Here is a 14,988-nt window from a genome sequence, read left to right on the forward strand (position 1 = left end):
TGGTCGCGGGCGCGCTCAGGCGAGCACCCGCTTGAGCTCGGGCTCGGCGACGGCCTTGACCTTGGCGATCTCCTCGGCGGGGTCGGCGCCCTCCTTGACGATGCGGTTCATCGCGTCGCCGAAGGCCGTGGCGCACTTGGGCGTCCACAGCAGCGGGCTCTGCGCGTGGCCGACGTCCGTGGCGAGCTTGGCGGCGTCGGCGGCCTGACCCTCCTTGAGCGTCGAAGCCTGTCCGATGAGGCTCGTGCGCGAGGGGATGTGGAAGCCGTACGCGGTGGCGAAGTCGAGCTGGTAGGCGGTCTGGTCGACCCAGAGCCACTTGGCGAACTTCTTCGCGGCGTCGACGTCCTTGGCCTTGGCGCTGACGCACGAGCCGTAGGCGCCGACGGGCACCGACGCCTTGCCCTGGCCGTCGAGGGCCGGCCAGGCCATGACGCCGAAGTCGTCGCCGAGGCCCTTCTTGATGTCGGGGAAGGTCCAGAGGCCGGTGAACTGCATCGCTGCGAGCCCGGAGGTCAGGGCCGACGCGTCGAACCAGTCCTTGGGGGCGCCGAGCAGCAGCACCTTGGCCTCCCACATCTCGCGCAGCTTGCCGAGGGCGGTGGCGGCGCGAGGGTCGTCGAAGCCGAACTCGTTGCTCTCCGTGAGGTAGTCGAGGCCTGCCGACCACAGCATCGGGCCGCCCATGAGGCTCGCGCCGCCGTCGTTGCCGAGGAAGAGGCCCTTGACGTTGCCCTGCGTCAGCTTCTTGGCCGCTGCGATGAGCTCGTCGATGGTCTGCGGGGGCTGGATGCCGGCCTTGTCGAGCATCGACGTGCGGTAGACGAGCAGCTGCATGTCGACGACCTGCGGGATGGCCCAGACCTTGTCCTGGTAGGTCATCCGCTTGAGGATGCCGGGGTTGAAGTCGCTCCTGGCGTCGCCGAGCAGGTCGGTGAGGTCGACGACCTGGTTGCCCTTGATCATGTCGATGGTCGGGCCGTTTCCGTACTCGAAGACGTCCGGGCCGGCGTCGGTCAGCAGCGAGGCCGCGGTGGACTGGTCGTAGTCGCCGGGCTTCCAGCTGACCTTGACCGTGGCGTCCTTGTACGCAGCGGCGTACTTCTCGACGGCCTGCTGGGTGCCGGCCTCGCCGTACTGGTGGTACCACTGCTGGATCGACGCGCCGCCACCTCCGCCCCCGGTGGCCCCACCGGACGCCGCCGGTTCGCGGCCGGTGTTGCTGCCGCACGCGGCGAGGGCGCCGGTGACGACCGCCGCCCCGCCGAGGCCGAGGAGGCGTCGGCGGCTGAACGCGCCGGAGAGCTGGGTGAGCTGGGTCTGCTGGTCCGTCATTCCCCTGGGTCCTTCCTGCCCGTGGCACGGGCACCGAGTGTCGGCCGGGCCCTGACTGAACAGATACCCGTCCGCGCTCGATCGTAAGCCGCATATCGGACCGTCGCCTTTGCAGGCGTTGACGATTCGCGGGCTCCGGGGGTTTGGTGAGCCGGGGCGCGCCGGTCAGATGGCGGCGGGCGAGTCGAGGGGGTTGTCGGCCGCTGTCTCGGACGCGGTGCGCAGCAGCTCGCCGACGAGGATGAGGGTCTGCTCATCCTCGGGCAGGATGCGCCGGCCGAACGGTCCGCGGGCCAGGGCCACGCCCTCACCGATGCGCAGCACGGTGCGGCGCACGTCCTCGCGGGTGACGACGTCCATCCGCTCGAGCAGCCGCGTGACCGCGAGCATGCCCGACACGACGCTACGCCCGTCGAGCTCGAACTCGTCGAAGAGCCAAGCTCGTTCGGCGGCCGCGCCGGCCAGCACCTCGCGGCCCGGGCCCTCGCTGCGCAGGGCAGCCGTCGTGGCGGCGTCCCAGAACGCGCCGCGCTCGTCCTCGTCGAACCGGACCCGGCCGGCCAGGGCGCTCAGCACCCACACCGGCGCGAGGCGCAGCGTCAACCACTCGACGGCCGTCCACTCGTCCCGCCAGCGACCCATGACGCCACCTCCTCCTGCCCGCGAAGACCCGACCGGTGACCCGTCCAGCGTACGACCGCCTGGCAAGCGGCTCCCCAGCCCGGGCATCCCCGGGCGGGCTCGCGCGTTGTCAGGGAGGATCGGGCCCAGCCCGCTCCCCCGGCGGCCGCCCGCCAGCCAGCCCGACCGCCACACCCTCCAGAGAGGCACCGCGCATGGACCAGCTCCCCGACCTCACCGGTCGCCACGTCGTCGTCACCGGCAGCAACAGCGGCACCGGCAAGGAGGCGGCCCGACGCCTCGCGACCGCCGGCGCCGAGGTCGTTCTGGCGGTGCGCTCCACCGACAAGGGCGACGCCGCCCGCGCGGAGATCCTCGAGGCCACGCCGGACGCCTCGGTCACGGTGCGCCGGCTCGACCTCGCCGACCTCGCCTCGGTGCGGACCTTCGCCGGCGAGCTGCTGGCCGAGGGGCGGCCCATCGACGTGCTCGTCAACAACGCCGGGGTCATGGCGCCGCCGAAGCGGTTCGAGACGGTCGACGGCTTCGAGCTGCAGATGGGCACGAACTTCCTCGGCCCGTTCGCGCTGACCAACCTCCTGCTGCCGCTCGTGCTCGCCGGCGACCGGCCGCGGGTGGCGACGATGACGAGCGGTGTCGCGGCGTTCGGGAAGATCGACTTCAACGACCTCCAGTGGACCTCGCGCCGGTGGAGCCCGTGGCGCTCCTACTCCCAGTCCAAGCTCGCCGACAGCCTCTTCGGCCTGCAGCTGGCGCGGGTGGCCACCGAGCGCGAGTGGCCGCTGCTCAGCACCCTCGCCCACCCCGGCTACACGCGGACCAACCTGCAGGTCGCCGGCGCGAGCCTCGGCCGCGAGGGCGCCAAGCCGCCGCTCTACACCCGCATCTCGGTGCTGCCTGTGCAGGAGGTCGAGCAGGGCACCGAGCCGCTCCTGTGCGCCATCGCCGACCCGACCGCCACCCAGGGTGCCTTCTACGGGCCGGGCGGCCGGTTCGGGATGGCGGGAGCGGCGAGGCTCGTGCCCCAGCCGCGGTCGGCGCGCAAGCCCGAGCTCGCCGCGTCGCTGTGGGCCGTGGCCGAGAAGCTCACCGGCACGACGCTGCCCGACTGACGCGCCCTGTGCGTCAGGCGATCGGCATCCGACGCGCCTCCACGACCGGGCGCAGCACGGCCTCGACGTCCGGCGTGCAGAACCAGCGGCGCAGGCAGTCGTCGGCCAGCACGTTGGCGAGCGAGCCGAGCACCATCGACTGGTCGAGCGACAGGTACCGCCCCGCGCCGCGGCCGGTCCGCACGTCCACGGCGTCGACGAAGCCGCCCGGGCCGTAGGCACCGAGGTCGCGCTCGAGGCGCATCAGGTTGTCGGTGGCGGCGTCGGGCTCGACCATGAGGGCCATCGCCGACGCGTGCGGGGTCACGACGACCTCGCCGTCCTCCTCGCTCGGGTAGCCGCCCTCGACCCACGCGATGGGCGGGACTCCGAAGACGCCGTAGCCCTCGCCGGGCTTGGCGCAGGGGCTGAATCCCCAGTATCCGTAGGCCTTCTCGTCGAGGGCGTACTCGCGCTGGAGGGCCACCGTGCGGGCCTCGTTGACGCCCCAGGTGTCCGGGGCCCACGCGGCCTCGGGCACGAAGACCGTCGGCATCAGCGCCTCGAACATCGAGCCGCCGTACGTCGGCACGACGTCGCGGCCGCGGTAGAGACGCACCGGGGTGTCGAGCGAGGCGTAGTGCTCGGGGGGGATCTGGCCGTGGGCGATGCCGACGTAGCTGGCGATGCGCGGCTCGGAGTCGAGCAGGTCGTAGTGGTGCGGGGTGTGCAGCACCGGCGCGTGGCCCTCGACGTAGGCGGCCGACACGGTCTCCTGGCCGGGGTCGGCCACCCAGAAGCCGCCGCGCAGCCGGCCGCGCGGCCCGCCGTCGGCACCTCCGGCCGCGGCGTCGTGGAAGGCGCCGAAGTGCATCCGGTCGAGCACCCGATGCGCCTCGGCAGCAACCGCGGGCTCGGCGGCTGCCGCCACCATGAGGCCGGCCGCGAGCCAGCCGTTGTCGACGCTCGACAGGAACGGGTGGATGGTGCCGCCGTCGGGCATCCGGTGCAGCAGGTCGCCGGTGCGGTCGTCGTACCAGTTGAAGAACATCCCGGACTCGTCGTGCACCTCCATCCCGGCGAGGGTCACGAGGAGGCGGCGCAGCCGGTCGCGGGCCTCGGCAGCGTCGACGAGGCCGAGGTCGCGGGCGGCGACGGTGCACCACAGCAGGCCGCCGATGTTGGTCGGCGAGGTGTAGCCGCTGCGGGTGGTGGGGTCGAGCGAGGTTGCGATGCTGTCCGTGGGCAGGCCGCTGTCGGGGTCGGTCATGGCCTCGAACGAGCGGCACGTGTCGGCGGCCCAGCGGGTCAGCAGGTCGGTGTCAGGCATGCAGGGTCCTTGGGGGAGAGGAGGGTTCGCGGGTGGCGGCCGACGGACCGCCACGAGGTGATGCGTCGGGCGTGGGTGAGCACGGGAACCGCCGGCCGACGCGGGTGGTGGCGGTCGGTCGGCGAGCGCGAGGAGCGCGGGGGCAGGGACGCGGGGACGCGTCGGGTGTGGGGGCGTCAGGCGCCGGCGACGGACGCCTGGTCCCAGTCGCAGCCGCACGAGCCGCGGACGACCAGACGCGTCGGCAGCACCTGGGGGTGCACGTCGGTGGTGCGCCCGCCGATGCGCTCGTGGAGGCGGATCGCGGCCCAGCGCCCGAGCTCGCGCATCGGCTGCTGCACCGTGGTGAGGCCGGGGGCGAGGTAGCGGGAGGTCATGATGTCGTCGAAGCCGACCACCGCGAGGTCGCGCCCCACCACGCGCCCCTCCCGGGCCAGCAGCACCATCGTCGCGAGCGCGAGCTCGTCGTTGGCACAGACGAGCCCGTCGACCGGACCGTGTGACGCCTCGATCGCCTGCAGGCCCTCCATGACGGCCCGACCCGAGTGTTCCTCGTACGGCACGTCGATCGGCGGGGCCACCTCCTCGCCCCTCTTGCGGGCGAGCGCGTGCTGGAAGCCGCGGTAGCGCTCCGACACGTCGTGCGAGGTGGCGGTGTCGCCGACGAAGACGAGGCGTCGGCGTCCGTGGTCGAGCACGTGACGCGTCAGCTCGGCCGAGCTGATGAAGTTCTCCACCTGCACGGCGTCGGCACCCTCGATGGCGTCGCGCGCGACGAGCACCGTCGGCGTCGAGCGGACGATCTGGCGCACGGCCGCGTCGGAGATCGTGTCGTTGGCGATGACGATGCCGTCGACCCGCGCCAGCATCCGGCGCACCGCCGCCTCGACGTCCTTCGACGCGTCGCAGACGAGCACGACCGTCGACTGGTTGTCGGCCGCGGCCGTCGACTCGAAGCCGGAGAGCAGCTCGGAGTAGTACGGGCCGCGCAGGCCCGGCAGGATCAGGCCGTGCGTCTCGTGCTGGGGCACGTCGACGGGGCGGCCGGCCCGGAGCGGCACGTACTCGAGCTCCTCGACCGCGCGCAGCACCCGCTGCCGGGTGCGGGCCGAGGCCGGGGTGGAGCCACTGAGCACGCGCGAGACGGTGGCGATGGACACACCGGCACGCTCGGCCACGGTGTAGATCGTCACCGGGCGCGCTTCGTCGCTGCTTGTCGTCACCGAGGCCCTTTCGTCCCGGGACAACTGTGCACGGCGTCAGGCGACCGGACAAGCCGGGCGCGCGGTGGCGCCCGGCCGGTCGGCCGGTGCTCCGGTCAGAAGGGGTTGGGGATGGCGTCGATGAGCTTGCGCGTGTAGGCGTCGCTCGGGTCACGGATCACCTTGAGGGTCTGGCCCTGCTCGACGACGCGGCCCTGGTTGAGCACGATGACCTCGTCGGCGAGCATCCGGGCGCTGAGCAGGTCGTGCGTGATGTAGAGGATGCCGACGTCGCTGTCCTGGACGAGGTCGTGGAGCAGCTCGAGGATCTCGGCGCGGATCGACACGTCGAGGCTGCTGATCGGCTCGTCGGCGACGATGATCTCCGGCTGCACGGCCAGGGCCTTGGCGATGACGACGCGCTGGCGCTGGCCGCCGGACAGCTCGTAGCCGTACCGGTTGACGAAGCGGTCGGCCGGGGTGAGCGCGACCTTCTCGAGCAGCTCGTTGACACGGTCGCGCAGCTCGGTTCCCTTGAGCCCGTGGTAGTTCGCGAGCGGGCGGGACAGGATGTAGCCGAGCCGCTTGGCCGGGTTGATCGAGCTGTACGGGTCCTGGAAGACCATCTGCACGTGGCTGCGGTAGTCGCGCAGGCCTCGTCCGCGGAACCCCGAGACGGTCTCGTCGCCGCGCGGGCCGTGGAAGACGATGCGCCCCGAGGTCGGGCTGTCGACGCCGGTGATCATCCGGGCCAGGGTCGACTTGCCGCTGCCGCTCTGGCCGACGAGGGCGGTCACCTCACCCTTGCGCAGCACGAACGACGCGTCGGTGACGGCCTCGACCTTCGTGACCGTGAGGCCGCGTCGGCGGCTGAAGACCTTCGACACGTTCTCGACGGTGAGGATCGGCTCGCCGCGCGTCGCCTCGGCCGACTCGGCGACCGTCTTGACGAACTGCGGTCCCTCGAAGTGCCGGGTCGGCTCGCCGAACTCGCGCGCGCCGTCGTCGGTGCGCTGCAGCCGGGCCACGTGGCAGGCGGCGCGACCGCCGGACAGCGGCGCCAGCTCGGGCTCGACGCTCGTGCAGCGCTCGATGCGCTCGGGGCACCGCGGCGCGAAGCTGCAGCCGGTGATGGGCAGCGACAGGTCCGGCGGGCGGCCCGGCACGTACGTGATGCGGACAGTCTCGGCGCGGGGGTCGCCGTAGGAGCCGAGCAGGCCCTTGGAGTACGGGTGCAGCGGCTCGCGCAGCAGCCCGGCCGCCGTCTGCTCCTCGACGATCCGGCCGCCGTACATGACGAGGATCCGGTCGGACAGGTCGAGCACGGTGCCGATGTCGTGGCTGATGAAGAGCACCGCGAAGCCCTGCTCGGCCTGCAACCGCCGCACGTTCTCGAGGATCGAGTGCTGCACGACGACGTCGAGGCCGGTGGTCGGCTCGTCGAGGAGGATGAACTTCGGCTCCAGCGCGAGCGCCAGGGCGAGGTTGACGCGCTGGCGCATGCCGCCCGACAGCTCGTGCGGGTAGGCCTCGATGAACTTGTGGTCGATGATGACCATGTCGAACAGCTCGCGGATGCGACGCGTCACGGCCTCGCCGCGCAGTTGGGAGTGCTCCTCGATGACGTCGCGGAACTGCGCCTCGACGCGCGTCACCGGGTTGAGCGAGTTCATGCTGCTCTGGAAGACGGTCGAGATGTCGCGCCAGCGCAGGGACCGCAGCTCGTCCTCGGACAGGTTCGTGATGTCCCTGCCGTCGAAGGTGATGCTGCCGCCGCTGATGCGCCCGGGGCGCTGGAGCAGGCGCAGCACCGCGGTGCCGAGCGTCGTCTTGCCGGAGCCGGACTCGCCGATGAGACCGACGAACTCGCCCGGCTCGATGCTGAACGACACGTCTTGGACGGCGTCGAGCGAGCGGTGCGACTTGGGTTCGTAGCGGACCGAGAGGTCGCGGATGTCGAGCAGTGCCATGGGTGCTCCTACGCGTCTTCCCGCAGGTGCGGGTTGGAGAGGAGGTCGACGCCGAAGTTGATGAACGTCATGCCGGTCATGAGGACGGCGAGCACGAGGCCGGGCACGAAGACCCACAACCACAGGCCCTGCGCGATCGCGCTCTGGGCGTTGGCCTGGTAGAGCATCGTGCCCCACGAGACGCTGCGGCTGTCGCCGAGGCCGAGCGCCGCGAGGCCCGCCTCCGCGCCGATCGCACCGGTCGCCGCCCCGACGAAGCTCGCCGCGACGAGCGAGGTCATGTTCGGCATGATCTCCCGGAACACGATGCGCCACGTGCTCTCGCCGGAGAACTTGGCGGCGGTGACGAAGTCGCGGTTGCGCAGCGTGATGATCTGGGCACGTTTGGCGCGGGCGGCGCCGGCCCACGAGGTGATCGAGATGACGCCGACGATGAGCCAGACGCCGCGCACCTCGGAGTAGGCGACGAGCGTGATGATGAGCGGCAGCGCCGGGATGACGAGCGCGACGTTCGTCAGGAACGACAGGACGTCGTCGACGATCGTGCCCTCGGTGTAGCCGGAGATCATGCCGACGACCATCGCGATGACGGTCGACAGCAGGCCGGCGAAGAGGCCGACGAGCAGCGAGATTCGGGTGCCGTAGATGAGCTGGCTCGCGATGTCCTGCCCGCTCGTCGTCGTGCCGAGCCAGTTGGTGCCGCTCGGCCCGGCGAGCGGCTCGAACGAGCCGTCGAGCGGGTCGTGCGGCGCGATGAGGGGCGCGAAGACGCCGACGAGGATGTAGACGGCGACGATGACGACGCCGACGCGGGCCTTCTTGCTCGCCCAGACGACCTCCCACCAGCGGTCGGGACGCGCGGCGTCGGAGACCTGCTCGAGGGCGTCGACCGCCGCCTGCTGCGTCGGGTCGGCCGCCTCGAGGACGCCGCCGGGGGCCGAGCCGCCGGACGACGGCAGGCCGGGGGTCGGGTTCGAGGTGCTCATGACTGCGCCCTCCTGGCTCGCGGGTCGAGGACGCCGTAGAGCAGGTCGGCGACGAGGTTCGCGAGCAGCACCCCGACCGTCGTGAGCAGCATCAGCGTCTGGAGCAACGGGTAGTCCTTCATCTCGACGGCCTCTCCCATGAGCCGGCCGAGGCCGGGGTAGTCGAAGGCCTGCTCGACGAGGATGGCGCCACCGAGCACGCCGCCGAGGGCGAGCGCGAACCCGGTGACACTGGGCAGCAAGGCGTTTCGCGCCGCGTACTTGAGGGCGACGGTGCGGTCGGGCAGGCCCTTGGCCTTGGCCAGCCGGATGTAGTCCTCGCCGAGGTTCATGATCATCGTGTTGCGCATGCCGAGGATCCAGCCGATCGGCGTCACGACGAGCAGTGCGACGGCCGGCAGGAACGAGTGCGACACCGCCTCCTGGATGAAGGGCACGTTGAAGCCCGGCGTCGACTCCTCGTAGCCGCCCGAGGTGGGGAACCAGCCGAGGCTGTAGCCGAACACGTAGAGCAGCAGCAGCGCGATCCAGAACGGCTGGAGCGTGCCGAGGAACGTCGACCCGAGCGTCACGACGCTGTCGAGGCGCGAGTTGCGCCGCCAGGCGGCGTACGCGCCGAGCACGACGCCGATCGCGAAGGACAGCACCTGCGTCACGACGACGAGGATGACCGTCCACCAGAGGGCCTGGCCGATGACATCGGTGACCTTGTACGGGTAGTAGGTGTAGCTGAGGCCGAAGTTGCCGTGCACGAGCTCGCCGAGGTACTGCGTGTACTGGCTCCACAGCGAGCCGTCGGGGGCGCCGAGCATGGCGCGCATGGCCTTGACCTGGGCGGGGTCGAGCGCCGTGTCCTTGCCGGCCAGGCGCTTGACCATGATCTCCGCGGGGTCTCCCGGCTGGAGCCGTGGGATGAGGAAGTTCAGCGTGACGACCGCCCACAGCGTCGCGAGGAAGAACCCGAGCTTCCGGAGGAAGTACTTCATCGGGGTGACCTTCCGTCGGGCCCGGCGCCGCGGCGGTGGCCGCGGCGCCGAGCCTCTTCAGGGTTCACCGAAGGGTCGCTTCGGTCACTTGGGTGCGGTGAGGTGCGTCAGCACGAGGAGCCGGTCGTCGGACGGGTTGGCGTACGGGTCCTGCTCGCTCGGCCAGCCGACGGCCTTGTCGGTGCGGTAGAGGATGCGCGCCGGGGCGTAGATGAGCGGGGTCACCGGGTACTGCGTCATCATCGCGTCGACGAGCGGCTCGAGGTTGGCCTTCTGCTCGTCCTTGCCGGTGGAGCCGGCCAGCTTGGAGACCGCGGCGTCGATGGCCGGGTCGCTGAAGCGTCCGACGTTGGGGAGGATGTCCTTCGCCGTCGGGAACTGCTTGCTCGAGAGCTTGGCGCCGATGTTCTTGGCCAGCTCGCAGCCGCCGTGCAGGTACTCGAGGACCAGCTGGAAGTCGCCGGACTTCTTCTGGCCGTCGACCGAGTCGGGGGCCGACGCGGTGACCTTGGTGTCGACGCCGGCGTCGTTGAGGCCCTTGGCGACGACGTCGGCCATCGCCTGGTAGTCGATCCAGCCGGCCTGCACCGCGAAGGTGATCGCCAGCGGCGTGCCGTCGGGGTTGGTGCGCTTGCCGTCGGGGCCCTTCTTGTAGCCGGCTGCGTCGAGCAGCTGGCTCGCCTTGTTGACGTCGTACGGGAGCACCGTGTCCTCGCCGGCGTACTTGGCGGGCAGCAGGCTCTGCATCGAGGGCAGCTTGAGGCCGCTCTGGCTGGCGGGCTTCATGATCCCGTACGTCGCCTTGGTCGAGATCGACTGCTTGTCCATCGCGTAGCTGATGGCCTCGCGGAACTTCGGGTCGTTGAACGGCGGCTTCTGGTCGTTGCCGGTGAGCACCGTCATGCCGTTGGGCGCGTAGTAGAAGTGGTTGTTCTTCGGGTCCGCGTCGACGAAGGTCTTCTTCGGGTTGGGAACCTCGCCCCAGTACGCGTCGAGCTGGCCCGAGCGCAGCTTGAGCGCGGCCTGGGCGGCGTCGTAGGTGCCCTCGAGGATGATCTTCTTGACCTTGACCTTGTCGGCCTGCCAGTAGTCGGGGCGGCGCTCGAGCACGAGGCGGCGGCCGTTGTACGTGCCGACCTTGTAGGGGCCGGTGGAGACGGGGGCCTTGTCGACGTACTTGGTCGGGTCGCCGACCTTGGAGTAGACGTGCTCCGGGAGGATCTTCGTCGAGATGATGCCGTCGTACTTCGCGGCGGCGTTGCCGGAGAAGGTGAAGACGACCTTGTTGCCCTCGGCGGTGACGGAGGTGGCGGGGGCGCCGAAGGTGTCGTTCCACACGCCGGACGTGTCGAGGCCCGGGTACTGCTTCATGAGGTTGAAGGTGAACGCGACGTCCTTGGCCGAGAAGGCCTGGCCGTCGCTCCACTTGACCCCGTCACGGATGTCGAGCGTCAGCTTGTTGGCGCCCTCCCACGTGGACTTCGTTGCGAGCCAAGGGGTTTCCTCACAGGTGAGGTTGTTGCGCACGATGAGCGGCTCGTAGAGCCACGTCGTCGTCAGCGGCTTCGGCGAGTACGGGTTGTAGTTGACGAGGCCGCCGACCGACGCGTCGACGTCCGCGGGGAACGTCAGCTGGCTGATCATGCCGTCCGCGCTGTCACCTCCGCCCGCCGCGTCTTTGCTGCCGGTGCAGGCGGCGAGGGCGAGGCTGGCCGTCAGACCGGCCACGATGAACGTGGTCTTGGTTCGAGTTCGCGTCATTGCGGACCTCCGTCAGGGGGGCGGGAATTCCTCTGAGAATTGGGGCGGTCCGTGACGGATGTCAACGCTTTGGACGCATGTAACTACTTTCATGCGCTTCGACGTGCTCACGCTGACTTTCATTTGTTTTCAAGGCATTTGGGGGTGGAGGTCCGAGAGACGCTGGTGGTACGAAAGATCCGTGCTCGACGACAACGCCGTCCTCTCCGCCCTTCCGGCCCGTACCCTCAGCAGCGCCGCCGGTCTCACCGCCGAGGTGCTCGACGACGGTGCGTTGCGCCGCCTCGAGGCCTTCGGGCTGAGCCTCCTGCTCCACCCGGCGAGCGTCTCCGAGGCGGGCCTGGCCAACGTCCACCTCCGGGTGCACCGCCCGGACTGCGTCAGTCGGCTGCCGCTGCTCGGCCCCGACGCGTCGGGCCCGGACGCCGGCTCCCGCACCGTCTCGCTCGGTGCCGACGGCACCGACGGCACCGTCGTCGAGGGCGTCCACGAGGGCGTCGCCTACCGGCTGACCCTGACGCTGGGCCGCGAGCACCCGAGCTGGCACTGGCGCCTGACGACGCGCAACACGACCGACGCCGCGGTCCGCGTCGACGCCGTGCTGACCCACGACCCCGCCCTGGCCCCGCTCGGCGCCGTGCGCACCAACGAGTACTACGTGGCCCAGTACCTCGACGTGTCGCCGGTGGCCGTCGACGGCCACGGCACGGCCCTCGCCGTGCGGCAGAACATGCCCGGCCCGCGCGTGCCGTGGCTGCTCGTCGGCACGACTGGCCGCGGCACCGGCTGGGCCACGGACGCGCTCCAGCTCGTCGAGCGGCGCGCCGACGGGGTCCGCTGGCCGGGTCTCGACGCACCCGAGCTCCCGGGCGTGCGCCACCAGCACGAGCACACTCTCGCCGCCCTCCAGGACGAGGCCGTGCACCTGGCGCCCGGCGCCTCGCACACCACCGGCTTCTGGGGCATCGTCGTCGAGGACCACCCCGAGGGCACGTCCGACGCCGACGCCGAGTGGGCGCGTCTGGCCCTCGCCGACGGCCCCGACGCGTCGGGCACGTCCGCGCACGTCGACGCCGACGCGTCGGGCGACGGCGGCACGCCCGCCCACTCGACGCTGTGGTCGAGCGCCCCCGGCTTCCCGTCCCACCCGCTGACGGGCGGCGAGCTCGACGCCCTCGGGCTGACCCAGGATCGCCGCCACGTCGAGATGATCGACGGTGATGAGGTGGCCTGGCAGCTGCCCGACGGCCAGCTCGTCACCGCCGCCAAGGACCTCGCCGTCCTGCGCCCGCACGGCCAGCTGCTGCGCACCGGCGACGCCCTGACGCCCGACACCCGCACCCTCACCTCGACGGTGTGGATGGCCGGCACCTTCCACTCGCAGCTGACCCGCGGCCACGCCGGCCGCCAGACCGCCGTCACGGGCCGGCGCACCTACCTCGGACTGCTCCGCGCCAGCGGCCTGCGGCTCTTCGCCGACGACGGCGCCGGCGGGTGGCAGCTGCTCGAGACGCCGAGCGCGTGGAAGGTCGGCCTCGACCACGCCACGTGGTGGTACGCCGACGCGTCGGGCCGCCGCATCGCCGTGACCTCGACCGCGCCCGCCGACGAGCACCGCCTCGGCCTCACCGTCGGGCAGTCGGGCGACGCGGCTCCCCGCCGCCTCCTCCTCGCCGTCCAGGTCGCCGACGACCTCACCGACGCCCCCGCGATCACGCTGCACGACACGGGCGCCGAGGTGACGCCCGCCGGCTCGCCCCGCGCGTGGCACCTGTCATGGACCGGGCGCGGCGACGCCGAGGCCGGCGACGCGCGCCTGCAGTCCGACGGGCGCACCCGCAGCGAGGGCTGGCTCACCGTCCTGCTCGAGCCGGCGGCGGCCGTCGACGTGACGATCACCGCGGGCGACGCGTCCGACGCCACCAGCGACGCGTCCCACGAGGTCCGTCCCTCCGACGCGCCGCTCGGCGCGGGCTTCTGGGACGCGACGGCGCACGCGGTCACCCTGGACACGGACCACCACACCGGCACCGACGCGTCGACCGCGACGCAGGTGGGCAACCTCGCCGCCGCGCTGCCGTGGTTCACCCACGACGCGTTCGTCCACTACCTGTCGCCGCGCGGGCTCGAGCAGTTCTCCGGCGGCGCGTGGGGCACGCGCGACGTGTGCCAGGGCCCGGTGGGTCTGCTCACCGCGCTCGACCGGCAGGACGCCGTGCGCGACGTGCTGCTCATGGTGTTCCGCGCGCAGAACGAGCGCGGCGACTGGCCGCAGGCGTTCGAGTTCCTGCCGCCGCTGCCCGAGTCGGGCCAGCACGACTCGCACGGCGACGTCGTGTTCTGGCCGGTGCTCGCGGCCGGCGACTACCTGCGCACCACCGGCGACGGGTCGCTGCTCGACGAGCTCGTGCCGTTCGTCGGCGACGACGCCCTCGCCGCACCGCTGCCGGTGGCCGAGCACCTCGCGGCCGCGGTGCGCCGCATCGCCGAGTCGACGGTGCCGAGCAGCCCGCTGCCGGCGTACGGCCACGGCGACTGGAACGACTCGCTCCAGCCGGCCGACCCGCGCCTCGCCGCGAAGATGGTGTCGACGTGGACCGCCGTGCTGCAGACCCAGGCACTGCGCACCCTCGCCGAGGGCCTGCGCGCGGCCGGCGGCGCCGGCTCGACCGGGCGCCTCGCCGACGAGTGCGACACCCTGGCCGACGCCACGCACGCCGCGCTCTCCGCACAGCTCGACGCCGACCCGGTGCTCCCCGGCTACCTCCTGCAGCAGGACGCCGGCGGCTTCGAGCCGCTCGTCCACCCGACCGACACGATGACCGGCCTGAAGTACGGGATCCTGCCGTGGATCCACGCCATCAGTGCCGAGCTGCTGACCCCCGAGCAGGCCCGGCACCACCTCGACCTCATCGGCGAGCACCTGCTCGGCCCCGACGGCGCGCGCCTCTTCGACCGGCCGGTGCGCTACGCCGGCGGCCCGATGAGCGTGTTCCAGCGGGCCGAGGCGAGCACGTTCTGGGGCCGCGAGATCGGCCTCATGTACATGCACGCGCACCTGCGCTACGCCGAGGCGCTGGCCCGGGTCGGTGACGGCGCGGCACTGCTCGAGGCGCTGGCCAAGGCGAGCCCCGTCGGCCTGGACTCGCTCGTGCCGCAGGCCCGCCCGCGCCAGACGAGCTGCTACTACTCCTCGTCCGACGGCGCCTTCACCGACCGGTACGACGCCCAGGACCGCTACGCCGCGCTCATGGCCGGTGACGTGCCGCTCGAGGGCGGCTGGCGCGTCTACTCCTCGGGCCCCGGCCTCGTGCTGCGGCTCGTCACCGAGGTGCTCCTCGGCGTGCGCCGGCGCGGCACCGACGTCGAGATCGACCCGGTGCTGCCGCCGGGCTCGGGCGAGCTCGTCGCGACGGTCCCGCTCGCCGGGCACGGCGTGCGCCTGACGCTCACCGCGGGCGAGGAGGGCCACGGCGTCCGACGCGTCACCGTCGGCGGTCGCGACGTCAGCACCCGCGAGCTCACCAACCCCTACCGTCGCGGCGGCGTGGCCGTCGCGCTCACCGACCTCGTCCCGACGCCCGACGCCCCTTCTGCCGCAAGCGCGCCCGACACGTCCGACGCGTCCCACGTGTCCGACGCGTCCGGCACCCCCACCCTCGAGATCTCCGTGGAGACCTACTGA

The 14,988-nt window shown here is 71.9% G+C and carries 10 protein-coding genes; 2 read left to right on the forward strand and 8 right to left on the reverse strand.

Features of this window, described 5'->3' with window-relative positions; translation table 11 throughout:
* Window positions 1-15 precede the first annotated feature (15 nt).
* Window positions 16-1,335: an ABC transporter substrate-binding protein gene (locus RY076_RS00230; protein ID WP_323095286.1), complete on the reverse strand. Its 1,320-nt coding sequence runs from the start codon at window positions 1,333-1,335 to the stop codon at window positions 16-18.
* Window positions 1,336-1,500: 165 nt separating this feature from the next.
* Window positions 1,501-1,977 carry a hypothetical protein gene (locus tag RY076_RS00235; RefSeq protein ID WP_323095287.1) on the reverse strand — a complete coding sequence of 159 codons (477 nt, stop codon included), beginning with the start codon at window positions 1,975-1,977 and terminating at the stop codon, window positions 1,501-1,503.
* A gap of 194 nt (window positions 1,978-2,171) precedes the next feature.
* Between RY076_RS00235 and RY076_RS00240 the strand changes: the two genes are divergently transcribed.
* Window positions 2,172-3,089 carry an SDR family oxidoreductase gene (locus RY076_RS00240; RefSeq protein WP_323095288.1) on the forward strand — a complete coding sequence of 306 codons (918 nt, stop codon included), beginning with the start codon at window positions 2,172-2,174 and terminating at the stop codon, window positions 3,087-3,089.
* Window positions 3,090-3,102: 13 nt separating this feature from the next.
* On the opposite strand, the gene RY076_RS00245 is transcribed toward RY076_RS00240, so the two are convergent.
* The 6 genes from RY076_RS00245 to RY076_RS00270 all read right to left on the reverse strand — a co-directional run bounded on the left by RY076_RS00245 (window position 3,103) and on the right by RY076_RS00270 (window position 11,303).
* Window positions 3,103-4,398 (reverse strand): glucoamylase family protein, encoded by a 1,296-nt coding sequence (locus RY076_RS00245; RefSeq protein ID WP_323095289.1) that lies wholly within the window; start codon window positions 4,396-4,398, stop codon window positions 3,103-3,105.
* 176 nt (window positions 4,399-4,574) lie between these two features.
* Entirely contained in the window at window positions 4,575-5,591 is a 1,017-nt protein-coding gene (locus tag RY076_RS00250; protein WP_323095290.1) for a LacI family DNA-binding transcriptional regulator, read from the reverse strand.
* A gap of 125 nt (window positions 5,592-5,716) precedes the next feature.
* Window positions 5,717-7,570 (reverse strand): ABC transporter ATP-binding protein, encoded by a 1,854-nt coding sequence (locus RY076_RS00255; RefSeq protein ID WP_323095291.1) that lies wholly within the window; start codon window positions 7,568-7,570, stop codon window positions 5,717-5,719.
* A gap of 8 nt (window positions 7,571-7,578) precedes the next feature.
* Window positions 7,579-8,556, reverse strand: a complete 978-nt coding sequence (locus tag RY076_RS00260) for an ABC transporter permease (protein WP_323095292.1) — start codon at window positions 8,554-8,556, stop codon at window positions 7,579-7,581.
* Window positions 8,553-9,542, reverse strand: coding sequence for an ABC transporter permease (locus tag RY076_RS00265; RefSeq protein WP_323095293.1), 990 nt, complete (start codon window positions 9,540-9,542; stop codon window positions 8,553-8,555). Before RY076_RS00265 ends, RY076_RS00260 begins: the two co-directional genes overlap by 4 nt.
* 84 nt (window positions 9,543-9,626) lie before the next feature.
* Window positions 9,627-11,303, reverse strand: a complete 1,677-nt coding sequence (locus RY076_RS00270) for an ABC transporter substrate-binding protein (protein WP_323095294.1) — start codon at window positions 11,301-11,303, stop codon at window positions 9,627-9,629.
* Window positions 11,304-11,484: 181 nt separating this feature from the next.
* Between RY076_RS00270 and RY076_RS00275 the strand changes: the two genes are divergently transcribed.
* The gene (locus RY076_RS00275) at window positions 11,485-14,988 is read left to right on the forward strand and encodes a GH36-type glycosyl hydrolase domain-containing protein (protein WP_323095295.1); all 3,504 of its coding nucleotides are present in this window, start codon (window positions 11,485-11,487) and stop codon (window positions 14,986-14,988) included.

It is taken from the genome of Intrasporangium zincisolvens, assembly GCF_034724055.1.
Lineage (GTDB): Bacteria > Actinomycetota > Actinomycetes > Actinomycetales > Dermatophilaceae > Monashia > Monashia zincisolvens.